A 24,509-nucleotide genomic window follows, 5' to 3' on the forward strand; every position below is an offset into this window, starting at 1 on the left:
TGCTGACTGTAGCTGTATCCAAAAAGGGTAGGAAACTAAAATTCAGTGACTCTCAACCCTATTGGACGACCAATCATGCACAGCGTCAGTTTTAAGCAAGTTGATGTGTTCACTTTCGAGCGATACAAAGGTAACCCTGTGGCAGTCGTTCTCGATGCGAAGGGGCTGTCGGACGCCGAGATGCAACAGATTGCCAATTGGACGAACCTTTCCGAAACCACTTTCGTATTACCGAAAACTCAAGAGCAGGCCGATTATCGCGTTCGCATTTTCACGCCTGGATCAGAGCTCCCGTTCGCGGGTCATCCCACTATCGGCACCGCACACGCTCTTATAGAGGCCGGCGCCATCGTTCCCACCGACGGCGTCGTCGTTCAAGAATGCGGTGCTGGGTTGGTGCGGCTTGATGTCACCATTGACGAGGCCGGAAAGCAGTTAATCTCGTTTGAGCTCCCCCATCCGAAATTCGAGCCATTTGATGCTCAACGTATTGATGAATTGGAGGCCTGTTTGGGCACATCCATATCACGTGAGTATCCACCTGTTCTTGTTGACGTCGGTGCACGTTGGGTTGTCGTCCAGCTCGCCAGTGCTCAGCAGGTGATTGCGAATAAGCCTGATTTGCAGAGTATGAAGGTAAGCAATCTACGCGATAGAGCAACTGGGGTAATTGTGTTCGGCAAGTACCCGGTTGACGGCACTGCAGATGTAGAAATACGCGCTTTTGCTCCAGCTTGCGGTGTTAGCGAAGATCCCGTTTGCGGCAGTGGAAACGGAGCCATGGCGGCTTTTATCCGACATACCGGGCAGGCCGAAGCATTTGGCAGTCAATTCCGAGCCAGTCAGGGTCAAATTTTGGGCCGCGCGGGTTTCATCAATCTCGAAGTGAGCGATGAGGTCATCAAGGTCGGAGGCGAAGCCGTTACCTGTATTGACGGCTTGATCAATCTTCGCTGATGAACGGTGTCCAGCTACCTCCGGTGGCTGGGCATGCCTAATCACCGTCACCAACTTTTGAAAGAAGGGGGGGAACACCCGTATCGGTGCGTCGTCAGAGTTTCTTTTGCTTGGTGGTCAATGAGACCCACGCGACACCGCTCAATGTCACTAAGGCCGAAATGCCGCTGAGCATTGTGATGTCCTCGCTGAGGATGAGAACGCCAAGTACCATGCTCAAGATGGGAACTGAAAGCTGAACGGCCCCGGCAGTAATAGTGGTCATTCGAACCCGTGCCCAATACCAAATCGCGTATCCAACGGCTGATGTTAAACCTCCAGCAATCACTGCATACCACGCCCCGGTAGTATCGACACGCAGATGATCATGTTGGTAAAGCACGAGCACAACAGCAAAGGGAATTGCCCCAAGAAAACTGCTCGCAGTCTTGACGAGTGGAGACTCGTTAGCCTTTCCCGCCACTGAGAAAGCGCCCCACGCGATTCCTGCAACCGCCATCAACGCGGCAGCATACGCAGGTGGTGCCGATGCGGATGGGGCGAGAAAAGCGATCATTCCGCCGAGAGCAACGAACAGCCCGAAGATGCTTGTGCGTTCCCCCCTCCGGAGCCCATAAGAAATCATAAGGACTTGTGCAGATGCAAAGAGTATCAATGCGCCTGCGCCGGTACTGATGTCACGGTAGGCGAAGGAAAAGGCGGCGACATATGTGAACAGGAAGATTGCGGCCCACCACTGCGCTTTGAGCTGTTTAATTTTTCCGCCCTGAGCCAGGAAAATTATCAGTAATGTCAGTGCGCCCGATATCACTCGGATGCCACTGAATGAAGCCGCATCGATGTCGGTCGTTTGAAAAGCTGCCCTGGTGAGCAATGAGTTGGCTGCGAACGCAATCATTGCAAGGCTCGTCATCAGAACGATAAAAGGCGCGACTGATGCGTTGCTAGCCGCTGTGTCAGTGCTCTGGCCTGAGCTCTTGAACGTCATTCTGAATCTCCATCACCGATTTCAATGCAATCGCAAGTGCGACAATGTGCGCTAGGTGTTAGCGCACGAGAGCGATGACGCTTAGGGCAAACCTTTCTGTGCCACACTTTCACCTGCGACAGTCAACACAATCCGGAATTTGGCTTCACCAGACTTCAACTTCTGAAAGGCCTCATTGGCTTGTTCGAGTGGCATGACCTCGATTCTCGGACGTACATCCGTGAGCACGCTGAAATCCAAGGTGCGCTCATTTTCGTAGGGTGTGCCTGTGAGGGATCCGCACACACTGCGTTCGCCGACGACTAACTGTCCAGACGAAACGGGCAGGGGTGACTTGTGTGCTCCAAGCAGAATCAACCTTCCTTGAGGTGCCAATCCGCCCACCACCGCAGACACCGCGTCGGGATGACCGACGGTGCTGACGATGGCCTGAGCACCGCCCAAGCTGTTGAGCGTTGCTGCAGCATCTTCGTTATTGGTATCGATATAAAGATGCGCCCCCAATGCCAGCGCATCATCTGCAATGTCTTGACCTCGGCCCACGGCGATGACTCTAAACCCCATGCGGCGCGCATACTGGAGCGCCATGTGTCCGAGGCCTCCTATACCAAGAATGGCCACGGTGTCACCCGCGTTGGCACCACATTTTTTTAGGGCATTGAAGGTCGCTATACCTGCGCAGAGGAGCGGGGCGGCCTCCACGGCGTCGAGCTCGTCGGGGATCGACACCAGTCCGCTGCTGCGAGCGATCATCAGCTCGGCATAGCCACCGTCACAGGTAGCACCAACGAAATGTTGGTTAGGGCAAAGTTGAAAGTTGCCCTGACGGCATTGGGCGCACTCGTTACAGTGTCCGCCGAGTCGGCCCACCCCTACGCGTTGGCCAATCTTCCAGATGGAAGAGGTGTGAGCGCCGAGCGCCTTTATACGGCCAACCACCTCATGACCTGGTACCCGTGGTGCTTGCAGCGTTGGATCTGCACCTTCGATGTCGCTTATGTCGGCACCACAGATGCCGCACGCTTCGACTTCAATCAATACCTCTCCGGTACATGGAGTAGGTATCGGGCGATCCACCATTTCGAGGACTCCAGGCCGGGTCACTTGCATTGCTTGGTAAGTATTTTTCATGGTCTTGTGTCCTATGGGTAGGTCAGATTTGACGTGAGTGGGTTCAGCGCTTCATCGATTCAAAGCTGGGCGAAGCCCCCGTCAACAACAATCTCCGCACCCAACATGTAGCGCGACTCATCACTGGCAAGAAACATTGTCGAACTGATGAAGGATATGTTTCACATCGGCAGGAGCACCGATGGTTGCCACTGCTTGCACGGAGGGCATTTCGGCGGCGGCACTCAACGCTGCCGCCCCACCCAAACTGTGGCCAATCAGTAATGAAGGAGGATGGCCTGCTTCAGTCATGGCGCGGCCTGCGGCGATGAGATCACCCACATCAGCGGCGAAAGTTGAGTGAGCGAATTCTCCTTCGCTACCCCCGAGTCCTGCGAAGTCAAAACGCAGTACACCAATCCCGTTCAGTGCAAGGGCTCGTGCAATTCGCGCTGCCGCGAGGCTTTCCTTTCCACAAGTGAAACAATGGGCAAAAATAGCCCACCCACGAGGTGTGGTCTGTGGACGCTCAATTCGTCCAGACAGCACTGTTCCAAGTGCTCCGTGAAAGTCAAAACGTTGATCTGGCATGTTCTCATCCTCAACGAATGGGGAAGTATTCGTTTAGTCCGGCAATGGCGATAAGGCCCGAATTGCCAGCGACGTGGCCTCAATGGCACCGGCAACGTATCCAGGGAACTGTGGTGACCATTCACTGGCGATGCCGGTGAGTCGCCCCTTCCAAATCCCTGAGCTCGCCGCAGCTTGGGGAGTGCTTGTGGGGTGGCCAGCCGAGCCAAGATCAGCTTCGGTAGCGGTCAAAGGATCCTGCGCCCAGTCCTTGATGAAGTCAGCGCGTGGTTCCGCTGCCTGTGATCCAAAGAGACGTACGAGTTGTGCACGGCTGTGTTCGCGCAGCACATCCTCGGGAACCGCTTTACGGACGTACGCAGGTACACCGAAGAAGCCAAATAGCGCCGCGCTGCCATCAGGCATGGAAGCATCGTGTATCTCGCCCAATGGGCCACGCGCACTCCGCGCGGCACCGGACAGCCCCTGCTCACGCCAGAATGGTCTGTCGTAGATCGCAAGGTATTTGGCATGAGGCGCCATCCAAGTGGCAGTGTCTCGCCACTGTCGAGCCAACTCGGTTGGCAATGCTGGCTCAAACTTGATGTTTCGCTCTACCAGACGCGGAGGCATCGCCAGCAAGACCTGCTCTGCGCACCAGGTCGTGAGGTTTCCGGCAGAGTCTGTGCTATCAATTTCTACATTGGCCGGTGTGGCGCGAATCGAGAGGACGGTCTGATCGGTAAGCGTTTGTTTTGAGTCCAGCGATCTGCTCAGTGCGTCGATGAGTGCCGACATGCCACCTTTCAAGCGAATAGAGGCCGGTGAGCTGGCATAGCCGCGCGTGCGTGCCGGCGATTCACTCGACGCGCGTTCCACCATCATGTCGCCAGTGTCGAACTGCTCGAAGTATTCCAGGCCTAGCTGCACAATCAGTTGATGCAATTCAATTTGGAAGTCGGGCCAGAACCAAGTGGGCCCTAAATCAAATCGATCAGAGGTATGTGTCGACGCCCGGTCGTGGGGCGCTCTGACTGATGCGATTCGGCCTCCGAGCACATCACGCGCCTCCAGAAGGATGTAATCCTGGCGACCCTGACGTTCGAGCAGATAAGCGGCATACAGGCCACTCAAACCTGCTCCGACGATGACAGTGCGTACGTTTGGCATTTAAATTCCTGCCGTCAGATCGGCCAGATGACCTGTTTTGAGATAGACGGTGGCACCCTGTTCACCAGCGGTGATCGGGGGGATTTCTCCAGCGGGTGTGCGCACCCAGCTACCGGAGGTAAAAGAGCGCTCACTCACAACCACTTCACCTTCCAGCACCAACAACTCCGCGCCTTGTACGGGCGTGGAGAGGAGTGCTTCAGATGCTGGCAGTCGAGTTAGGCATACTTCCTCAGATTGATCTGAGAATAAGGGGCATATCTCTCGATTACCGTGACGAAGCCAATTGTTTGGGTCACTGGTATCAATCCGCACGTGTTGGGCTTCGTCGTCGCGCATTTGCTGAAGTTTGACGAAGATAGTCGCGCCCTCACTGCTGGAGGGGCGGTGTCCAGAGCCAGGTGGGTTACGCAGATACCAGCCAGCAGGATAATGTTCGTCGTCCTCAGAAAAAGTACCGGCCAACACCAGGATTTCCTCACCGCCTGGGTGCATGTGGTGTGGGAAGTACGAATCGGGTGCATACCGCACTATGCTGGTTGCACGAGCTTTCTCTGCCCCCACGCGATCCAGCATCACACGCTCGACACCGTTTTGAGGGGAGGAGACCCATTCATACTTGTGGGGTGCCACGAACGCGCGGCGCGAGAAATCTGAATTGATCAGCATGGGGATTCTCCAAATAACGCGCTGACAGGTGCCCCCTAGGAACGCGGGCACCTGTCGCTGCGGCTTAGTCCTTTGGAAGCTGTTGGTAGGTCTCGATGACACGCGCCGAATAGGTCAGCGCTGCACCAGCATTGAGAGCAATAGCGACGCCCAAGGCTTCGGAGATTTCTTCGAGAGTGGCACCAGCATCGACAGCCTTTTTGGTGTGCACTGAAATGCAGCCGTCGCAGCGCGTGGTAACGGCCACAGCGAGGGCGATCATTTCATGAAACTTGGCTTCCAAATGACCAGTCCTGGCGGCAGCGTTGTCGATAGTCATCAGGCCGCGCATAACGTCGGGGCTCTGTTTTGCGTAATCGCCTACGCGTTCCAGAAGGGTTTCACGGTAAGCGTTCCAGTCTTGCATCATGACGGTATTCCTCTTGAAAATTTGGGCATGCGTCGCCGTGCTGCGCTTGTAACGCGGCTTAAGCGGCTAGGTAGATGCGCACATCGGGTGCAGCATCGAGTAATGGTTTCAGAGCTTCGACGACGTCCGCTGTGAACAGCTCGCTTTGCAGGTATGCGCGTGCGTTTTCTGTGGTGTCAAAGCCGTGCAGCACTTGCACATCCTCATCGCGTACAAGCAGCTCTTTGGACTGCGCACCCTTGATGGTTTCGAGGAAGGGCGCCTTGTACGTCTGGTAGATGCCGGCGGCTTCAGCACGTTTGGCAGCGGCAATCTTGAGGTTGATTTGCAGATAGACCATATGCGTTTCTCCTTACCAGTGGTGCAGCAATGTCGGCAGGCGCGAGCGCCTGCCCGAGGTGATCAGTTGCGGCCAGCCATCACGCCGCCGTCGACATCCCAAATCGCGCCAGTGACCCAGCCTGCTTTATCCGAAAGCAGGAACGAGACGACTTCGGCCACGTCCTGTGGAGTGCCGACACGACCGATTGGGTGGAAACTGTTGAAACCTTGCAGTGCGCTATGAACTTCAGCTTTAGGAATAAAGCCTTCGTAGATCGGGGTTTGTACCACCGCAGGGGAGACCGCATTGACGCGAATTTGCTTGGGGGCCAATTCCATCGCCAGATGTTGGGTCAGCGAATGCAGACCGGCCTTGGCCATCGAGTAGGCCGACGATGGAGTGGCTGCAATGGCTTGTTTGGCCCACATCGAACCGATGTTGACGATCGCACCAGGCTTGCTCTTGGCGACCAGGTTGGCGGCTACTTTCTGAGTGATGAAGAAGAACGCTTTGTTCAGCTTCATGTACTGGTCGTAATCTGCACCCTCATGTTCCAGAAATGGTTTAGGGAAGAAAACGCCAGCCGCGTTCACCAGCAGATCGACATCTGCATGCTGCTCATCAATGGCTTTGAGCAATGCGTTCAAACCCTCGCTGCTGGATAGGTCAGCGGTCACTGCCCATACCTGGCCCAATTTCGCCAGCTCCTGACGCGCCGCTTCGGTCTTATCCGGGCGGTTGCCTACAATTACAGCGCTACCACCGCCAGCCAGCACCATGCGTGCCGATTCCAAACCCATACCGCTGGTGCCACCGACGACCAACAGCTTTTTGCCTTTGAATTCAATGCTCATTTTGAAAACCTCGATTTACGCCTGTCGACGACAGGACTCAGTAAAAGAAAAAATATCTCGGAGCATCCAGCTCATGCCCTTACGCTAAACTGCATGTAGCCTCGTGGCGTCCATTTACCGCTTCATCGATGGATGCGCTTTTTCTGACAGAATCATTACGTCAGACTTCGAGTTTCCTGAGCAGGGACTTTGCTCCGGCTTCGATATGGGATGGATTCTTCGCTGATTTGCATACGCCGACAAACGAGATAAAGTGTTCCTTTTTAAAAGAAAATCTTTACCGACATGAAAACGCCCGTTCATCTGAATGCTCTACGCGCGTTTGAAGCCAGCGCCCGCCATCAAAGCTTTTCAGCGGCAGCGGCGGAGTTGAACGTCACACCCGCCGCAGTCGGACAGCTCGTACGCACCTTGGAGGATTGGCTGGGCGCACCACTGTTTCTGCGCAGTAGCAGTGGACGGGTGCGGTTAATACCTACTGAAACTGCTGAGCGTGCACTGCCGGATATTCGGGCCGGCTTCGACAGGTTGGTTCTCGGCATGGAGAGACTCCAGGAGGCATCTCCTTCAGGCGTACTCACCGTGGCGATAAGTCCTGCATTTGCTGCCAAGTGGCTGCTGCCAAGGATTGAGCACTTTCACAACGCTCGACCTGATACTGATGTGAGACTTGATACCAACCTAAAGCCTGTGGACTTCGTCGCTCAGCGTATTGATATCGGGGTGCGATACGGCGCAGGTAGTTGGCCAGGCCTGGTGGCAGAAAAGCTAATGGGGGAAGAGGTCTACCCTGTATGTTCGCCAAAACTGCTTAGCGAACATTGGCGTTTGCAAAAGCCAAGCGATCTGGCAAGCGAGACCTTGATTCATGATTTGTCGATGGATAGGCCTACGGGGTTTCTATCTTGGGACATGTGGTTGCAGACGGCTGGCGTCCCCAACGTTGCGACACGCGGAATGCAAATCAACAATTCAGCGGCGGTTCTACAGGCTGCCATCGACGGTCACGGTATCGCTCTCGCTCGAAGCGTGATGGCAGCCGATGATCTCGCGACGGGACGTTTAATACGTTTGTTCCCCGAGATATCGTGCATTTCGCCATTGGCTTATTACGTCGTGTATCGAGCAGAGTGCTCGAGTTTGCCAAAACTGTCCGCTTTTCGAGACTGGCTATTCGAGGAGGCAGCGTCGAAGTAAAGGAACTGACATTCGGAGCGGCTACCAATAGTTAGCCGCTTGAGGACGGCGCTCGCCCCGAAGTGCTTTACTACCTAACAGGCTGAACCACATGGCATTGACCTTCTGGCTGCAAGCAGGCCAGTGCCGAGCCGACCTGTAAGGTTTGAGGTTGGACGCCTACGTTAGATGGGCGACGCTGTAGCCAAAGGAGCCCGAACATAGCCAGCAGCATTGGAACCAGAATTAGACCGGAGGCGGTCGTCCAGCCATAGGCGTCGAGCAGTCCGCCAGATAGAAATGAACCGAAAACCATAGTGCCGAATACAACGAAGTCGTTGATCGCTTGTACGCGCGGCCCGTCTTCTGAGGTGTGACAGGTCAGCACCAAGGCAGAGGCCCCGAGAAAACCGAAGTTGCAGCCAACGCCAAGCAATACCAGTGCAAGCCAAAAATGGCCAACGCTCATCCCTAGCATCCCAACCAGTGCAGCCATGCCTATCAGCGCAAGCCCTAATTGCCCCTAATGTAGCAATCCACTGGAGGTGGATGGATCTCCATGGTCTATCAAAAGGCAGAAATGATCAGGATTAACAGCCTTCCTGACGACGCCTATAGACTCTCAGGGTCGCCGAAAAACATCTGAATCCGCGAACGCAACCAGCGCTCGCCTGGATCGTTGTCCTGGGAGCCGCGCCAGGCCATGTGCAGCTCGAAGCTGCGTACCGGGATGGGCGGGTCTTCGGCGCGTACGCCACCGGCGGAGGTCAGGGCCTCGGCGGTGTAGTCGGGCACGGTGGCGATGATGTCGGTGCCCGACAGCAGCGTACTCAAGCCGTTGAACTGCGGGACGGCCAGTACGACGTGGCGCTTGCGGCCGAGCTTTTCCAGCTCTTCGTCGATGAAGCCGCTCAGATCACCGGCGAAGGACACCAGGGCATGGGGGCGGGCGCAGAATTCGTCCAGGGTCAATTGCCCGGGCGCGGTATCGGCCCGCAGCACCTTGGGCGAGCTGCGCCGCAGTACCTTGCGCTTGGCGTTGGCCGGCAGGTCGTCGGTATAGCTGACACCAATGGAGATTTCGCCGGACGTCAGCAGGCTCGGCATCAGGAGGTAGTTGACCCGGCGCACCACCAGCACGATGCCCGGCGCCTCGGCGCGCAGGCGCTTGAGCAGCATCGGCAGCAGGGCGAACTCGGCATCGTCCGAAAGGCCGATGCGAAACACCGAGGTGCTGGTGGCCGGGTCGAATTCCGCCGCCCGGCTGACTGCCGTGGAAATCGAGTCCAGGGCCGGGGAGAGCAAGGCGAAGATCTCGATGGCCCGTGCCGAAGGTTCCATGCTGCGGCCGGTGCGCACGAACAGCGGGTCATCGAACAGGCTGCGCAGCCGCGACAGCGCGGCGCTGATGGCCGGCTGGCCGAGGAACAGTTTCTCGGCGGCGCGGGTTACGCTGCGTTCATGCATCAGTGTTTCGAACACGATCAACAGGTTCAGGTCGACACGACGCAGGTCATTACGATTCATCTGGGGTCCTGGCAGATTCGGCAAGCTTGACGTGGGCGGCCATATGGGAACAATGGCCGGCATGAATCTTACGGGTAAAGGCTGGTACTCTGCACCGGCTAATTGAATTTTCCTAGGCTCTGTAGGGAAAGCCCTGATACTCGTTCATGCTGCGTTGAAAACGGCCTCGCAAGGCTCATGTACCCCGGTACGCTGCGCTTGCCCGGCTGTGTTCGCCTTGCCTGAGCTTGGTCCCAAGACGTTTCGTAGCCTAGGAGCGGGCCTGCAGGGCTGGTGGTTTTCTGATGGCGGAATCAATGACAGGCATGTCGACTATTAATAGCCACTGATGGTCTTGGGCACAAAGCCCGGATAGAGTTCAGGGCATTAGAGGTTACTTTGACGAGGTTTGCGATGTCCCGCACGATCCGTTTTCACAAGTTTGGTGGTGCCGAGGTGCTCAAATGCGAAGAGCAGACGACGGCTCTTCCTGCGCCAGGAGAAGTGCAGGTCCGCGTAGAAGCGATCGGTATCAGCTGGTATGACACCCTTTGGCGCCAGAACCTGGCGTCGTCCCAGGCTCGCCTGCCTTCTGGCCTGGGCCATGAAATGGCTGGGGTGGTCACCGCCGTGGGCGACGGTGTCGACGACCTGGCCGTAGGCGACAAGGTCGCCAGCTTCCCCGCCGAAAGCCCGAACGATTATCCGGTGTACGGCGAGCTCATCGTGCTGCCGCGCACCGCGCTGACCCGATATCCCGACGTCCTGAGCCCGATCGAAGCCGCCGTGCACTACACGCCGCTGCTGATCGCCTATTTCGCCTATGTCGACCTGGCGCGGGTCAAGCCCGGGCAGTTCGCCCTGGTGACGGATGCCAGCCATTGCGCCGGTCCGTCCTTTGTCCAGTTGGGCAAGGCGCTGGGGGTGCGGGTGATCGCGGCCACCAAGACCTCCGATGAGCGTGAGTATCTGCTGTCCCTGGGGGCCGAGAAGGTCATCGTCACGGAAGAGCAGGACTTGCTCATGCAAATCAACAAGCTTACCGACAATCGCGGTGTCGACGTGGTGTTCGACGGCCTTGGCGGACCGCAGATGTCCTTGCTGGGCGACGTGCTGGCGCCACGGGGCAGCCTGGTGTTGTACGGCCTGCAAGGTGGCAATCAGACGCCATTCCCGGCCTGTGCGGCGTTCCAGAAGAACATCCAGTTCTTCGTGCATTGCATTGGCAATTTCACGGGCAAGCCGGAACTGGGTATTGTCCAGGACCACGTAGCGTTGCAACGGGCTCTGCGCGATATCAACCAATTGACGGCCGATCGCGTCCTGTTGCCCCTCAAGACCCGTGTTTTCCCGTTCGCCGAGTTTGTTGAGGCGCACCGCTACATGGACGAATGCCCTTGCCGCGAGCGTGTTGCCCTCCAGGTGGTCGATCCCGCCTGACGTCCGTCCCGCGCAAGAGTCGTCGCAACGGGCTCTTGCGCATCCTCGACCCGACCCGGTCATCCCCGCCATCAGGCCAGTGAATCCGTGCTGACACGGTTGCTTGCGCCTGCCTTTCGTTCGAACCCACTTCGTTTGTGCCCCGGACAACTGAGCTGGTTTTTGCCTTTAATCTGTATCTTCTAATCATTAATGAAGTCCTGATAATTGAACGCTGGTTTTCAGCTCAAGGAAGAAGTCGTGGTGCAATACACGTTTTCGGAAGGTCTTCGTCCTTCAATACCTGTTCAAGATGCTTTGGCCGTTATTGGGTCCGGGTTCTTCTATCGATTGTCAGAAGAACAGCGTGGGGCAGACTGTTCACTAAAGTTCAGCATGTTCTTTGTTTTTTGTACTCATTATCTGTGGGACGTTGTCGGAAATCTCCTAGGACGCGCCCGTGGCTTGTTGAAAGCCAATGATTGTGCGGGTTTGAGCCGGACCCTGGACGCAAGTTGGTTGGCGCTCAATGTATGTGTCAAATAATTACGGCAAGCAAAGTTCAAGCGTATTAACAATACTCTTCGCAGTAGTAGAACAGATCCTCCAGCCCAACATGTCGCGCGGTCACATCAGTGGGTGCGAGGCCGATATTCGAATTTCCAGGTAAATGGTTATGAGTGCAATTCATGAGCAGGCAATGGTTCACGTGTATCAACAGATATTGCAGCGACTGTTAAGTTTCTATTCCCGTGCCGAGCGCACGGCGTTGCAGCTTTTGATACAACGCCTGATTGTCGCCGCCGGCGGCATCGAGCGGATCGGTGATTACCGGGTGCTGACGGTCCAGAACGGAAGCCGGGACAGTTTCTATGTCCTGACGGCCCTGAGGGCGGCGCAATTGAGCATTGCCGGCCGGCATCCGGTCACCTTCGACCTGCGTGTCGCCACGCCGCGGTTGGGCGAGACCACCCAGTCGACCCTGGAAAACATCCACCGCTGCTATAGCGCGCTGTTCGTCTACGACGATCCCCGGGTCGAACTGCTGATGAGTGATAACCGCGAAGTGGTGCCGTTCAATCACCGCCAGCCATTGTCGGTGGCCGGGCACGAATCCAATCGCATGGACATGCTGGTCCTGGGGCACCTTCGCTCCCCCGATAGCCCCCTGGAGATCGGCGACGATGGCTATCTGGCCATGGCGGAGTTCTATCGGCACATGGCGCGCTGGGAGGCGGGGGTCGATTCCCTGGTGAGCAGCGATACGCCACGCCAGCAGAAGCAGTTCATGGCGGGCCTTCGACGGGCGACCCGCAAGATCGGCCTGGTCACCGAGCCAACCGGCACCTTCGACAGTCTGTTCGCGCAGCTCGATGGTCTTGGCGGCGATCTCTTCCAGCATTTCTACGGGGCGCACCGGGTCGGGGCGTGGAAACCCGAGGGCTGTTTCCAGGCCTGCCGTCGCGTCGGGCATATCGGTATCGACGACCTGATCGTCGAGCGCTCCGAGGAAACCAACTGGCCGCTGTTCAGCGAATTCCTGCGGGTGCGAACCGACGACTTCATCGCGTCTTCCCCCGAGAACGAATACCTCAGCCCGCTGCTGTCGGCTCATCTGCATGGCCTGCAGGCCTGCTACCTGCAGGGGCGCAGCTACGAGACGGGCTATGGCGACTATGTCCAACGGGCTGTCATGATCATGCACCGCAAGCAACTGCCGGAGCATGCCTGCGCGCAGGCCAACGAGCTGTTCGGTCCGCCCTCGGCCATTGCCGAGCGGCGTGCCCTGGCCGCCCTCGAAGCGCAGAAGACGCTGGGGCTCAACGAAGCGCAACTGGTGTGCATGCTGTTCGCGCCCTTTGTCGAAAAAGGCGCAGGCCTCGAGCATTTCCTGCGCTGCTGCCATCCCGGCATGCTGGTGGCGATGCCGGACTTGCACAAGGCCATGCAGGGCGCGCCCATCGCCGACCAGGTGGCGCAGTGGATGGTGGATGTCAGCGGCCTGTCCATCGACATGCTCAGCAGGCTCTATGGGGCGAGCATCGCGGCGCCGGACCAGGAAAACGCGTCCGGAGTCGATCCGCAACAGGGCCTGGACGACACCGACGATGACGCGCCGGGACTGGACGCCGATGGCCTGCGCGAACGCTCGGCCAGGCATTGAGGGGCGCGGCTTGACGGATTTATTCAACGACTGCCCGGCCGGTTCGGTGCTCGCATCAATGGCGAGCCTGAAGTCATGAAAGGAGGGCGGGAAACGGATTTCGCCTACCAGGCGGTCTATCGCTACCTGACGACGTTGATCAACGAACTGGGCGCCGATGCCCGGGTGCGCCTGCCGTCGTTGCGGCAACTGGCCGACCGCCTGAGCGTGTCGATCTCCACCATCCAGTACGCCTATTCGCTGCTGGAGAAGGAAGGGCGGGTCTATTCCATCGCCAAGTCCGGGTATTACGCCTCGCCGGTGCCCTGCGTCGCGACCCTGGAGGGGGGCGACGATTTGCTCGAGACGCTGTATGTCAATGCACGGCGACCGGGCATGCGAGTACTCAGCGCCGACGAGCCTGCCGCGCTGCAGCCCCTGGACAGTCCGCTGCTACTGCTTGAGCGCGAATTGTTGCGCCAGTATCCACGCTCCTCCCAGATGCCTTCGCAACCCTGGGGTGAACAGGAACTGCGTACCGCCCTGGCGGCCCGGTATACCTCTTCGCCGGCCCGCTGCTGGAATGCCGATGATGTCTACATCGGTGCCGATCCGAGGGGCGTGCTGGAAATCCTCATTGCGGTCCTGGAACTGCGGGGCGCGACGGTCCTGGTGGAATCGCCCTGCGACTGGACCCTCCTTCGCCTGTTGCAAGCGGCTGAGGTCCGGGTGGTGGAGTTGCCCTTGTTGGGGGATGGCGAAATCAGCCTGGAGCTACTGGAACAATTGCTGGCCAACGAGTCTGTGCGCCTGGTGGTGCTCTCCTCTGTGCTGAACATGCCCATGGGCACGCTCGCGTCCGAAGGCAATCGTCGCGCCGTGGCTCGCTTGCTGGAGATGCATGGCACCTGGGTGCTGGAAAACGACAGCTACACGGACCTGGCATTCGAAACGGGTGCCACGCCTTTTCGTGACCTGCTGGACCCGGATCGGCTGATCGTCTATTCCACCTTCGAAAAGACCGTGGGCCCTGAAGCGCCGTACGGTTATGTGCTGTCGCGTCAGCTGACCCTGCCGCTGCAACGGCATTTCCTGCTGCGCGCGTTTCGTCTGTCGCCGATTCGCCAGAAAGCCATCGCCCGGCTGTACAGCAATGGTCGGATCGATCAGCACGTGCTGGTCCTGCGGCGTCTGTTGCGCGACAGCGCGGGCGCTACGACGCAGCTGCTGGGCGAGCGGCTGGGGGACAGCGTGCAATGGGTGCAGCCCCAGGGAGGTGCGACCATCTGGGTGCGCTCGTTGCGACGGGTGGATCCGCGGCGGGTGTTCCAGCGCCTGCTTGCCCAGCGGATCGTCATTGCCCCGGGGGAGCTGTTCAGCCTCCAGGGCCTGTATGCCCAGCATCTGCGCCTGACCCATGCCCTGGGCGGATCGGATGAGATGGACGTCGCGCTCTGGGCGCTGGCCGAGGCCTTGAGGCTCGAGCAATCGTAATGCAGGGCGATGGATCGAACCCATCGCGCCACGGTCGAACTGTCAGTAAACTGCATTCCATTTCCCAAGCCACTCCATTCAGAGGTTTTGCATGACAGTCAGTCCATTTGCGGGCAAGCCGGCGCCGGCAGAGTTGTTGATCGATATCCCGCGACTGGTGACGGCCTACTACACCGGCCGGCCCGATGCCTCGGTTGCCACCCAGCGTGTGGCTTTCGGCACCTCCGGTCACCGTGGCAGCTCATTCGACCTGGGATTCAACGAGTGGCACGTGCTGGCGATCAGTCAGGCGATCTGCCTGTACCGAGAAGCCCACGGGATCGACGGGCCGCTGTTCGTCGGTATCGACACCCATGCGCTGTCTACCCCGGCGGGTGCCAGCGCCCTGGAAGTGCTGGCGGCCAACGGCGTGACCGTCATGATCGCCGAAGGCGACGAATACACCCCGACGCCCGCGGTGTCCCATGCCATCCTCTGCTACAACCGCGGGCGCACCAGCGGCCTGGCGGACGGCATCGTCATCACGCCGTCCCACAACCCGCCGCAAAGCGGTGGCTACAAGTACAACCCTACCAACGGCGGTCCGGCCGATACCCACATCACCAAGTGGATCGAAGCCAAGGCCAATGAATTGCTGGCCAACCAGTTGGCCGGCGTCAAGCGCATCAGCTACGAGCAGGCGCTGAAAGCCCCAACCACTCACCGCCATGATTTCCTCAACACCTACGTGGCCGACCTGGTCAACGTCATCGATTTCGACGCCATCCGTGCCGCCGGCTTGCGCCTGGGCGTCGATCCGCTGGGCGGAGCGGGGGTGCGCTACTGGCCGGCCATTGCCGAGCATTACCGCCTGGACCTTGAGGTGGTGAACACCCAGGTGGATTCGACGTTCCGCTTCATGACCGTCGACTGGGATGGGCAGATCCGCATGGACCCGTCTTCCAGTCATGCCATGCAGGGGCTGATCGGCCTGAAGGAGCGGTTCGACGTGGCCTTCGCCTGTGATCCGGACCATGACCGCCATGGCATCGTGACGCCGTCCGGTGGACTGCTGGCTCCAAACAACTACCTGGCCGTCGCCATCGACTACCTGTTCCAGAACCGCCCGCAATGGCGCGCCGATGCGGCGGTAGGCAAGACGGTGGTCAGCAGCGGGCTGATCGACCGCGTCGCCCGGCGCCTGGGTCGTCGTCTCTATGAGGTGCCGGTGGGCTTCAAGTGGTTCGCCGATGGCCTGTTCGACGGTTCCCTGGGGTTCGGTGGCGAAGAGAGCGCCGGGGCTTCGTTCCTGCGCAAGGACGGCGGTGTCTGGAGCACCGACAAGGACGGCCTGATCCCGGCGCTGCTGGCGGCGGAAATGACCGCCCGTACCGGTCGTGATCCAAGCCAGGCCTACCGCGCCCTGACGGATGAGCTGGGCGAACCGTTCTCGGTGCGCGTCGACGCCAAGGCCAGCCCGCAGCAGAAGGCCTTGTTGAGCAAGCTTTCGCCAGAGCAGGTCGCTTCCACCGAACTGGCCGGTGAGCCGATCCAGAGCATCCTCAGCCATGCCCCGGGCAACGACCAGGCCATCGGCGGCCTGAAGGTCATGACCGAAAATGGCTGGTTCGCGGCGCGTCCGTCCGGTACCGAGGACATCTACAAGATCTACGCCGAAAGCTTCATTGGCGATGAACACCTCAAGCAACTGGTGAGCGAGGCGCAAGCCCTCGTGGATGGCGCCATCAGCTGACCTGTGAGGAGGACCGTGTGCGAGCCTGCCCGGGAAGGCGGTTCAGTGGGCGAAGAGGTTGACTGACCTACCGCTATCGCCAGCAGGCTCGCTGCCACGGAAATCCGGGTGAAGATCTCGGCGCCATCTCTATCCCTATGGGCGCGCGCCCGCGAAATCGAGCGTCCAGGCGATGGCAAGGGGCTTATTCCAAAGGCCCCAGCACCTGCCGGTATTTCTCCAGGCCCTGGGGTGTCCGGCGGGTCAGGCTGATTTCGATGCCTGTCGGGTTGTCCCGGCGGTTGCCGCTGAGCTTGCGCCAGCCTTTTTCCACGTCCCAATACCGCAATGCGGCATCGCTGACTTCGCTGAGCACGGCCACCCCCGGCCCGGGGGCGGGCAGTGGGTAGTGGCTGCGGGCCGGGCCCTGGGCGCGGTAAAGCGTGTCGCCCTTGAGCCACCAGCGCACCCGTTGCAGCTGGCCTTCCTGGGTCGCGGAGACACGGATGACATCCAGGCGAAACCCCCGACCCTCGGTGCTGCGCACGGTCAGGGCGGGTGGGGCGGTGGAGGGTTCGTCGTCAACGCCGGGCTTCATCGGTTCGCTCAACTCGGTACTGGCGCGCAGGGCCACGTCGCGCTCCAGCTGGTTCAGCACCCGTAGCAGCGCTTCAGTCTGTTCGGTGCTGGCCTGCAGGTGGCTGTCGGCCCGGGTCACGCTGTCCAGCCCGCGCCAGGCGATCAGACTGACCACCGCCATCAGCAGGATCGCCACCATGACTTCCAGCAAGGTGAAACCTGTCTCCCGGTTGTTCATCGGACCTGTATCCGTCCGGCGTCACTGCGTTGCACGGTGAGGCTGTTGAGGCCATCCGACAGGCGAATCTGCAGGGGCTCGGCAATCCATTCGGCGCTCAGGACGACACGTGGCCCCGGTTCGATATCGACTTGCAGGGAGGAACTCTGCCAGCGACGCGGGCGCAGTTGCGGATCGTCCTTGAAACGGTCCAGGCCGGTCCCCTGGTCGGCACGACGGCTGAAGCCGAACCCCTTGGCATCTGCGCGCCAGGTGATAGGGCGCCCGTCGACGCGGGCTTCGGTCTGGGCCAGTTGCAGCAATTGCGCCAGACGTTCGGCGTCCTGGCGCAGCAACTTCAACGGATCGGGCCGGATACTCAGGCTCACGGCGGCGCTGGCGATTCCGACGATCACCAGCACCACCATCAATTCGATCAGGGTGAATCCCCGCAGCCTGTCCCGGCCCATGGCGCGCTCCTTTGCGTTGAGCGTCATCCTGCACGGCGAAGATGATAAGCATGTGAAATAAAACGGAGAGAATTGACGCGTACGCTGAACGCCGGAATCAATACAAGGAGAGCCAGGTCATGTCCCTCATAGAGCGTGTGTCGCCGGCGCAGATCGTCCAGGCGCTAGGCCTGTTGGCAGCGCTGGCCGGGGTGGCGACCTGGTCTTCGTTATTGACGACATCCGCCGAATCCCGCACACCGGACGTGACGCCGCAACGCATGGCCGAGCGTTCCGATAACCCGGCGTTGCAGTGGTTTTCCAGCCAGCCGGCATCAGTGGACATCAAGGTCAGCGGCGTCATGGCCGGTGCCCGCGCGGCCGTGGCGATCCTCAGCCTCAACGACGGGCCACCCCGCGGTTTCCTGGTGGGCGAGAGAGTGGCCCCCGGCATACGCCTGGTGTCGATCGAGGCGCAAGCGGTGGTGATCGAACGCGGCAACCAGCAGACCCGGCTACCCCTGGCCCGACTGCCGGATTCGGTGAGCCTGCCTTCCCTGATACGTCGTTGAACAGCGAGCGGACGCAGGTCCGGCGCTCATTTTTCCCGACCGACCAGCGTCTCCAGCCGGGCCAGGGGCGGCGCCTCGCGGCTGCGGTCGGACACGCTCAGTTCGACCCGCAGCATCCGCCCGTTCTCCGCCGGGCGCAGGCTCTGCTCGCAGCGCAGCAGCAGTCGCCCCTGGTCGCAGTCCGATACCCGGGTGCCCGGGGTGAAGCGGCCTTGCAGACGCAACTGCGCCAGTTGGGTACGGGCGGCCAGCAGGGCGATGGATTTGTCGCGCAACAGGCCGTTGCCTTGGGTCATCACTGCGGCCACGCGCACCGCGGCCGACATGGCCACGGCAATGATCGCCAGGGCCACCAGCACTTCGATCAGGGTGAAGCCGGCTTGCGGAGCGGGGCGGCACATGGCTAGGACTCGATCGGTGAAGGCAAGCCTCCAAGGCTAGCCGGGGTTCGTGACCGATTGAAGACGCAAGCTCCTGACCAATTTCAATATCACTGACATATTTTCTTGTAACACTGCGCCTCGAATCGAATCCAGCGAAGGACCGTCGAGATGCAGATCGCCCGTTACACTGCCCGTCCCCAAGGCCCCAGCGGGCAGTGCGGCTTCACCCTTATAGAAATCATGGTCGTGGTGGTCATCCTCGGCATCCTGGCGGCGATGGTGGTGCCGAAGGTGCTCGACCGGCCTGACCAGGCGCGGGCGACGGCGGCCAAACAGGACATTGGCGGCCTGATGCAGGCCTTGAAGCTCTATCGTCTGGACCACGGCAGCTACCCGAGCATGAACCAGGGCCTCAAGGTCCTGGTCGAGCGGCCGGTCGATGCCAAGAACAGCACCTGGCGTTCCTATCTGGAGCGCCTGCCCAACGATCCGTGGGGTCGTCCCTATAACTACCTCAACCCCGGTGCCAATGGTGAAGTCGATGTGTTTTCCCTGGGCGCCGACGGCCAGCCCGACGGCGACGGGGTCAACGCCGACATCGGTTCCTGGCAGCTGTAAGGAACGTGATGCGCACGGATTCGCCCAACGGCGCGAAGCAGCGTGGCATGGCCGTCATCAGCGCGTTGTTGATCGCCGCGGTGGTGGCAGTCATCGCTGGCGGCATGCTGGCCCGCCAGACCCTCTTCACCCGTAGCGTGGAGGCCGAACAGCTACGTATCCAGGGAACGGCACGCTTGCAAGGCGGCCTGCAATGGAGCCGCCAACTGCTGTGGGAGGCCCGCCAACGTGATCCCTTGACGCGTTTCGGCCAGCCTTGGGCGAAACCCATCGTGATACCGGGTTCGAGCGCGGTCGAAACGCCGTTCGAAGGACACCTGGAAGACGAGCAAGGCAAGTTCAACCTGCGCAACCTCGTCGCCAACGAGCGGGTGGACCCGGAGCAACTACGGGCCTTCGAACGGCTGTGCGAGCAACTGGGTGTTGCCGCGGCGGTACGCGGGCGCATCGTCGAACGCGTCATCGCGGGGTACCCGAGATTGCCGGACACCGAGCGCACGAATGCCGCGACGACGGCTCACACCTTCGACAGCGGTCGCGACACCTCGCCCCACGCCGGCGGCACGCCGCTGGCGCCCACGCGGCCGATGATACGCACGTTGCAGGATCTGCACGGCCTCAAGGGGGTCACGACCAAGATACTGGAAACCCTGGCGCCCCATGTCACCGTGCTGCCGGCCAACACCTGGCTCAACGGCAATACCGCCAGTGCTCAGGTGCTGGCTGCCTACGTACCCGGACTGTCGCTGCAACAGGCCCAGGCATTGGTGGCCGAGCGCGACGGTGGCCACTGGTTCATCAATCGCGGCGATTTCGTCAATCGCCTGCGCATGCCGCAGTTGGAAACCACCGCCGTCAAGGTCGGCATCACCAGCGACTGGTTCCGCTTGCGCGGTCAGGCCCGCAGCGGTCAGCGTCGGGTCGAACTGGACGCGTTGCTGCAGCGCAGCCCGGATCGGCTGCCCCAGGTGATCTGGTCACGGGTGGGTGTATGAAGCGGCTGCGGGTAGCGCTGGCGCCGCTGGGGAGCCTGGACCTCGACACGCCATTGGCGTTTGCCTGGCTGGACCGCCAGGGGCGGGTGAGCGAACACGGGCGCAGCAGCCTCCGGGCCTTGGGGCAGGGCGCCAAACACCTGTCGGTAGAATGCTTCCTTCATCCCCGGGACAGTTTGCTGACTCGGTTGGAACTGCCTTCGCTACCGGCGGCGAAAATCAGTGCGGCGGTGACCTGCGCGGCCCAGGCCCTGATGCTCGGGGCCTGCGAGCGGATGCAGGTCGCCCACGGCCCTCGGGACCCCGATGGACAGGTGTCGATTGCCTGGCTGGACCGCGAGTCGCTCAACCTGCTCGGCGGCCTCCTGCAACAGGCCGGCCTGAGGTTGCGCGGCCTTTACCCGGCGGCCTACGCCTTGCCGGCCTTGGCCGGACCGGTGGCCTGTATCGAAGACGGACATCTGCTGGTGCGCCATGGCCCGCAGCATGCCGAGATACAGCCGCTGGTCGGGGAGACCGCGGACCCATGGCTGATGGACGCCGGGCCGGGCTTGCACTGGGTGGGAGAGTCGCCGCCGCAGCCTTCCATCGCGACCTTGCCGGCAAGCCAGCGCCTGGCGGGTGCCGTGCCGGGCTGGGGCTTGCATGGGGGGCTGAACCAGCGCACGACCGGACGTGGGGGCTGGGGCCGGGCGGCGGCGATCTGCGCGCTGGCCCTGGTGGTCTGGGTCGTTGGTCTGAATCTCTACGCCGCCCGCCACGCAGCCCAGGGGCAACGGCTCAAGGCGCAGATGACCCAGCGGGTGAAGCAGGCGTTTCCGCAGTTGCCGGTGGTCCTCAACCCATTGCAACAGGCGCGTCAGCAGATCGCTGCCCGTCGCGAGGGCTCGGCCACCGATCCGGCCCGGCGCTTCGCTGCCCTTGTGCGACAGGCCGGCAGCGCCATGCCCTTCATGGGCGGCAACGTGCAAACCCTGGTCTTCGATAACGGTGAGCTACGCCTGACCGTCGTCGCCGATGCGCAGAAAGCCACCGCCGCGGACGATTGGAAAATGCCCCTGGCCCAGGCCGGCATCGACGTCGTCGCCATCGAGCAGGGCTGGTTGTTGCGTACGGCCTCGAACGGTACGGGTGCCGCGGACACCCCCGACGACACCTCGGAAGCCGACGATGAGTAACCCCTCCCTGACCCGACTGAAGGTTCGCTGGCAGACCCTGCGTTCGCGTCTCAAGGGCGCCTGGCAGGGCCTGGCGTTGAGAGAGCGGCGCGCCGTGTCCCTGGCGGCGCTGGTGGTGGGCAGCTGCCTGGTCTGGCTGGTCCTGATCCAGCCGCCGCTCAAGACCATCGCCTATTGGCAGGCAGAAACCCCCAAGCTGCGTTCGCAGACCGAAGCGCTGGAGGTGCTGCTGCGGGATGTCGGCGGGCCTGCCCAGGGGCAGCCGGTCGAGTCGGCATTGCGTCAGACCCTGGAGGCCAGCGGACTGGGCGAACATTATCAGCTGCAGGCTGCCGACCCGGGTAACAACGCCTGGCAACTGACCCTCCAGGACGCTCCGGCCGATGGCGCGATCGACTGGTTGCTGAGCTATCCCGGACGATTTTCCCTGGAAGTGATCGAGGCCCGCTTGCAACGCACGGGCCCGGCCAGTTCCGACGACACCGACACCGCCGGCACATTGTCCGGAACCGTTCGCATGGATCAGGCGCAAGGCGCTAAGGAAGCTTCATGAAGGGGGCCAGATATCCACGTCATTGGCACAAGGCCGCGCCGTTGCTGTTGCTCGCGTTGAGCGCCTGCAACAGCACGCCGCCAGCCTCGCAGCCACCCTTGCTGGTGGACAGTGAGCTGGGCATGCCGCTGGGCAATACCCAGCGCACGGGCGACGCGTTGCTGGACCGGCAGCGGGCCCAGGCCTCGCGGGAACAGAAACCTGCGGCGAGGCATCCGGTCGATCTCACGTCCCGCAGTCGCGAAGCCCGCGCCAGCACGCCTGGGCGCAATCCGCTGGGGGATCAACCTGTCACGCTGAACTTCGTCGAGGCCGATATCCAGGCCGTGGTGCGAGCCTTGTCCCGCTCGACCGGGCAGCAGTTCCTGGTGGACCCCAGGGTCAAGGGCAACCTGACCCTGGTATCCGAGGGCCAGGTGCCCGCCCATCAGGCCTACGACATGCTGCTGGCGGCGCTGCGCATGCAGGGCTTCAGTGTGGTGGACGTGGGCGGCGTGGCCCAAGTGGTGCCCGAAGCCGATGCCAAGCTGCTGGGCGGGCCGATCTACAGTGCCGACAAACCGGCCGGCAACGGCATGCTGACCCGCACCTTTCGCCTGCAATACGAGAACGCGGTGAACCTGATCCCGGTGTTGCGGCCCATCGTTTCGCCCAACAACCCGATCAACGCGTACCCCGGCAACAACACCATCGTCGTCACCGACTACGCCGAGAACCTGACGCGGGTGGCGCAGCTCATTGAAGGCATCGACACCCCCAGCGCCATCGACACCGACGTGGTGCCCATCCAGAACGGCATTGCCGTGGACATCGCGCAGATGGTCTCCGACCTGCTGGAAACCCAGGGCGGTGACCAGACCCAGAAGATCAACGTGATCGGCGACCCGCGCTCCAACGCCATCATCATTCGCGCTGGCAGCCCCGAGCGCACCGAGCTGGCGCGCAACCTGATCTACAAGCTCGACAATGCCCAGAACAATCCGAGCAACCTGCACGTGGTGTACCTGCGCAACGCCCAGGCCGGCAAACTGGCCCAGGCCCTGCGCGGCCTGCTGACCGGGGAGAGCGAAACCGAGGGCCACGACAACTCGCGCTCGGTGCTCAGCGGCATGGGCGCCAGCACCAACGGCCAGGGCAGCCAGGGCAGCAGCGGTGATGGCAGCAGCGGGAACAGCGGCGCGGTCGCCCCCACCAGCGGCGGATACGGCCAGGGCAGCAGCGGGCAGGCTTCAGCCTCGACACAGAACGAGCAGAGCACCGCGTTCAGCGCCGGCGGTGTGACCATCCAGGCCGATGCCACCACCAACACCTTGCTGATCTCGGCGCCGGACCCGCTCTACCGCAACCTGCGGGAAGTCATCGACCTGCTGGACCAGCGCCGGGCCCAGGTGGTGATCGAAAGCCTGATCGTGGAGGTCGGCGAGGACGACGCCAGCGAATTCGGCGTGCAATGGCAGACCGGCGATCTCGGTGGCAGCGGCGTGATCGGAGGCGTCAATCTCGGCGGCACGGGGCTCAACCTCAACGGCAAGACCAGCATCGACGTACTGCCCCCGGGCCTGAACCTGGGGGTGGTCAACGGCACCGTGGACATTCCCGGCATTGGCAAGATCCTCGACCTGAAAGTCCTGGCCAGGGCCTTGAAAAGCAAGGGCGGCACCAACGTGCTGTCGACGCCGAACCTGCTGACCCTGGACAACGAAGCCGCGAGTATCTTCGTCGGCCAGACCATCCCCTTCGTCAGTGGCAGCTATGTCACCGGGGGCGGCGGCACCAGCAACAACCCGTTCCAGACCGTGACCCGCGAGGAAGTGGGCCTGAAGCTCAACGTGCGGCCGCAGATTTCCGAGGGCGGCACGGTCAAGCTCGATATCTATCAGGAGGTCAGCAGCGTCGATAACCGCGCCTCCGGCACCACCGGGATTGTCACCAACAAGCGCGCCATCGACACCAGCATCCTGCTGGACGACGGGCAGATCATGGTCCTGGGCGGGCTGCTTCAGGATGGCTACAGCCAGAGCAACGACGCGGTGCCATGGCTGTCGACCCTCCCTGGCATCGGTGCGCTGTTTCGCAATGAGCGGCGGCAGATCATCAAGACCAACCTGATGGTGTTCCTGCGGCCCTACATTATCCGTGACACGGCGGCGGGGCGCGGCATCACCCTCAATCGCTACGACTTCATGCGCCGCGCCCAGGGCCTGCTGCAACCGGAGCGCAGTTGGGCCATGCCGGACATGCAGGCGCCGCAACTGCCGGCCTCGGCCAAGGCGATCCCCGGCGCGGCGCCGGTCGGGCTGCAAACCCCGAGGGCGGCGATCAAGGCGGTGCCGGTCGAGGGAGATTCTCGTCAATGAGCATCAGCCCTCTGAGTGTTCGCGGCATGCGCAAGGCTGAAGCCAGCCCAAGAGTCTGTGGGAGCGAGCCTGCTCGCGATGACGGCAGTTCACTCAACCTCATTGCAACC

At 61.1% G+C, this 24,509-nt stretch carries 25 protein-coding genes; 12 read left to right on the forward strand and 13 right to left on the reverse strand.

The window, feature by feature from the left end; all coding sequences use genetic code 11:
- Positions 1 to 75: 75 nt before the first annotated feature.
- Positions 76 to 957, forward strand: coding sequence for a PhzF family phenazine biosynthesis protein (locus AC1M7R_RS23605; RefSeq protein ID WP_034138534.1), 882 nt, complete (start codon positions 76 to 78; stop codon positions 955 to 957).
- Positions 958 to 1,051: 94 nt separating this feature from the next.
- Here AC1M7R_RS23605 and AC1M7R_RS23610 read toward each other — a convergent pair whose 3' ends face one another.
- The 8 genes from AC1M7R_RS23610 to AC1M7R_RS23645 all read right to left on the reverse strand — a co-directional run bounded on the left by AC1M7R_RS23610 (position 1,052) and on the right by AC1M7R_RS23645 (position 7,049).
- Entirely contained in the window at positions 1,052 to 1,945 is an 894-nt protein-coding gene (locus AC1M7R_RS23610) for a DMT family transporter (protein ID WP_197432264.1), read from the reverse strand.
- 81 nt (positions 1,946 to 2,026) lie between these two features.
- Positions 2,027 to 3,076: an alcohol dehydrogenase gene (locus AC1M7R_RS23615; protein WP_072431089.1), complete on the reverse strand. Its 1,050-nt coding sequence runs from the start codon at positions 3,074 to 3,076 to the stop codon at positions 2,027 to 2,029.
- Between the two features lie 120 nt (positions 3,077 to 3,196).
- Complete coding sequence (locus tag AC1M7R_RS23620) at positions 3,197 to 3,646, reverse strand: alpha/beta fold hydrolase (protein ID WP_490609961.1); 450 nt, start codon at positions 3,644 to 3,646, stop codon at positions 3,197 to 3,199.
- Between the two features lie 33 nt (positions 3,647 to 3,679).
- Complete coding sequence (locus AC1M7R_RS23625; protein WP_072431086.1) at positions 3,680 to 4,795, reverse strand: flavin monoamine oxidase family protein; 1,116 nt, start codon at positions 4,793 to 4,795, stop codon at positions 3,680 to 3,682.
- Entirely contained in the window at positions 4,796 to 5,464 is a 669-nt protein-coding gene (locus AC1M7R_RS23630; RefSeq protein WP_072431085.1) for a cupin domain-containing protein, read from the reverse strand. It lies immediately after the preceding gene.
- Positions 5,465 to 5,528: 64 nt separating this feature from the next.
- A complete protein-coding gene (locus tag AC1M7R_RS23635; RefSeq protein WP_218124375.1) occupies positions 5,529 to 5,870 on the reverse strand; it encodes a carboxymuconolactone decarboxylase family protein in 342 nt (113 codons plus the stop codon).
- Between the two features lie 61 nt (positions 5,871 to 5,931).
- Positions 5,932 to 6,213, reverse strand: coding sequence for a hypothetical protein (locus AC1M7R_RS23640; RefSeq protein WP_072431083.1), 282 nt, complete (start codon positions 6,211 to 6,213; stop codon positions 5,932 to 5,934).
- A gap of 62 nt (positions 6,214 to 6,275) precedes the next feature.
- Entirely contained in the window at positions 6,276 to 7,049 is a 774-nt protein-coding gene (locus tag AC1M7R_RS23645) for an SDR family NAD(P)-dependent oxidoreductase (protein WP_034138527.1), read from the reverse strand.
- A 285-nt stretch (positions 7,050 to 7,334) separates the two neighbouring features.
- Here AC1M7R_RS23645 and gcvA point away from each other — a divergent pair, with 285 nt between their 5' ends.
- Positions 7,335 to 8,246: a transcriptional regulator GcvA gene (gene gcvA, locus AC1M7R_RS23650; protein WP_072431082.1), complete on the forward strand. Its 912-nt coding sequence runs from the start codon at positions 7,335 to 7,337 to the stop codon at positions 8,244 to 8,246.
- A 70-nt stretch (positions 8,247 to 8,316) separates the two neighbouring features.
- Here gcvA and AC1M7R_RS23655 read toward each other — a convergent pair whose 3' ends face one another.
- Positions 8,317 to 8,694: an MFS transporter gene (locus AC1M7R_RS23655; protein WP_143007957.1), complete on the reverse strand. Its 378-nt coding sequence runs from the start codon at positions 8,692 to 8,694 to the stop codon at positions 8,317 to 8,319.
- A 143-nt stretch (positions 8,695 to 8,837) separates the two neighbouring features.
- A complete protein-coding gene (locus AC1M7R_RS23660) occupies positions 8,838 to 9,752 on the reverse strand; it encodes a LysR family transcriptional regulator (RefSeq protein ID WP_072431080.1) in 915 nt (304 codons plus the stop codon).
- A 393-nt stretch (positions 9,753 to 10,145) separates the two neighbouring features.
- On the opposite strand from AC1M7R_RS23660, the gene AC1M7R_RS23665 reads away from it, so the two are divergent.
- The 4 genes from AC1M7R_RS23665 to pgm all read left to right on the forward strand — a co-directional run bounded on the left by AC1M7R_RS23665 (position 10,146) and on the right by pgm (position 16,519).
- Positions 10,146 to 11,171, forward strand: coding sequence for a zinc-dependent alcohol dehydrogenase family protein (locus AC1M7R_RS23665; protein WP_072391226.1), 1,026 nt, complete (start codon positions 10,146 to 10,148; stop codon positions 11,169 to 11,171).
- A 655-nt stretch (positions 11,172 to 11,826) separates the two neighbouring features.
- Positions 11,827 to 13,314: a hypothetical protein gene (locus tag AC1M7R_RS23670; protein WP_072431079.1), complete on the forward strand. Its 1,488-nt coding sequence runs from the start codon at positions 11,827 to 11,829 to the stop codon at positions 13,312 to 13,314.
- 75 nt (positions 13,315 to 13,389) lie between these two features.
- A complete protein-coding gene (locus AC1M7R_RS23675) occupies positions 13,390 to 14,787 on the forward strand; it encodes an aminotransferase-like domain-containing protein (protein WP_072458829.1) in 1,398 nt (465 codons plus the stop codon).
- A gap of 91 nt (positions 14,788 to 14,878) precedes the next feature.
- Positions 14,879 to 16,519 (forward strand): phosphoglucomutase (alpha-D-glucose-1,6-bisphosphate-dependent), encoded by a 1,641-nt coding sequence (gene pgm / locus AC1M7R_RS23680; RefSeq protein ID WP_072391235.1) that lies wholly within the window; start codon positions 14,879 to 14,881, stop codon positions 16,517 to 16,519.
- 184 nt (positions 16,520 to 16,703) lie between these two features.
- Here pgm and AC1M7R_RS23685 read toward each other — a convergent pair whose 3' ends face one another.
- The gene (locus tag AC1M7R_RS23685) at positions 16,704 to 17,315 is read right to left on the reverse strand and encodes a type II secretion system protein GspJ (RefSeq protein WP_072391238.1); all 612 of its coding nucleotides are present in this window, start codon (positions 17,313 to 17,315) and stop codon (positions 16,704 to 16,706) included.
- Positions 17,312 to 17,764: a type II secretion system minor pseudopilin GspH gene (gene gspH, locus AC1M7R_RS23690; protein WP_072391241.1), complete on the reverse strand. Its 453-nt coding sequence runs from the start codon at positions 17,762 to 17,764 to the stop codon at positions 17,312 to 17,314. The genes AC1M7R_RS23685 and gspH overlap by 4 nt, the downstream gene beginning before the upstream one ends.
- A 119-nt stretch (positions 17,765 to 17,883) precedes the next feature.
- Between gspH and AC1M7R_RS23695 the strand changes: the two genes are divergently transcribed.
- A complete protein-coding gene (locus tag AC1M7R_RS23695; protein WP_072458826.1) occupies positions 17,884 to 18,315 on the forward strand; it encodes a general secretion pathway protein GspC in 432 nt (143 codons plus the stop codon).
- 26 nt (positions 18,316 to 18,341) lie between these two features.
- Here the strand turns inward: AC1M7R_RS23695 and gspI are convergent, their stop codons facing one another.
- Entirely contained in the window at positions 18,342 to 18,716 is a 375-nt protein-coding gene (gene gspI / locus AC1M7R_RS23700; RefSeq protein ID WP_092181130.1) for a type II secretion system minor pseudopilin GspI, read from the reverse strand.
- Between the two features lie 150 nt (positions 18,717 to 18,866).
- Here gspI and gspG point away from each other — a divergent pair, with 150 nt between their 5' ends.
- From gspG to gspD, 5 genes are read left to right on the forward strand one after another with little or no spacing between them, the layout of a single operon-like run.
- On the forward strand, positions 18,867 to 19,316 hold the full coding sequence (gene gspG / locus AC1M7R_RS23705) for a type II secretion system major pseudopilin GspG (protein ID WP_490609962.1): 450 nt from the start codon (positions 18,867 to 18,869) through the stop codon (positions 19,314 to 19,316).
- An 8-nt stretch (positions 19,317 to 19,324) separates the two neighbouring features.
- The gene (gspK, locus tag AC1M7R_RS23710) at positions 19,325 to 20,311 is read left to right on the forward strand and encodes a type II secretion system minor pseudopilin GspK (RefSeq protein ID WP_092181127.1); all 987 of its coding nucleotides are present in this window, start codon (positions 19,325 to 19,327) and stop codon (positions 20,309 to 20,311) included.
- Positions 20,308 to 21,489 (forward strand): type II secretion system protein GspL, encoded by a 1,182-nt coding sequence (gene gspL, locus AC1M7R_RS23715; RefSeq protein WP_490609963.1) that lies wholly within the window; start codon positions 20,308 to 20,310, stop codon positions 21,487 to 21,489. The genes gspK and gspL overlap by 4 nt, the downstream gene beginning before the upstream one ends.
- On the forward strand, positions 21,482 to 22,042 hold the full coding sequence (locus AC1M7R_RS23720; RefSeq protein ID WP_072458822.1) for a type II secretion system protein M: 561 nt from the start codon (positions 21,482 to 21,484) through the stop codon (positions 22,040 to 22,042). Before gspL ends, AC1M7R_RS23720 begins: the two co-directional genes overlap by 8 nt.
- Complete coding sequence (gspD, locus tag AC1M7R_RS23725; protein WP_490609964.1) at positions 22,039 to 24,399, forward strand: type II secretion system secretin GspD; 2,361 nt, start codon at positions 22,039 to 22,041, stop codon at positions 24,397 to 24,399. Before AC1M7R_RS23720 ends, gspD begins: the two co-directional genes overlap by 4 nt.
- Positions 24,400 to 24,509 lie beyond the last annotated feature (110 nt).

Source organism: Pseudomonas sp. MS01C9 (assembly GCF_058202755.1).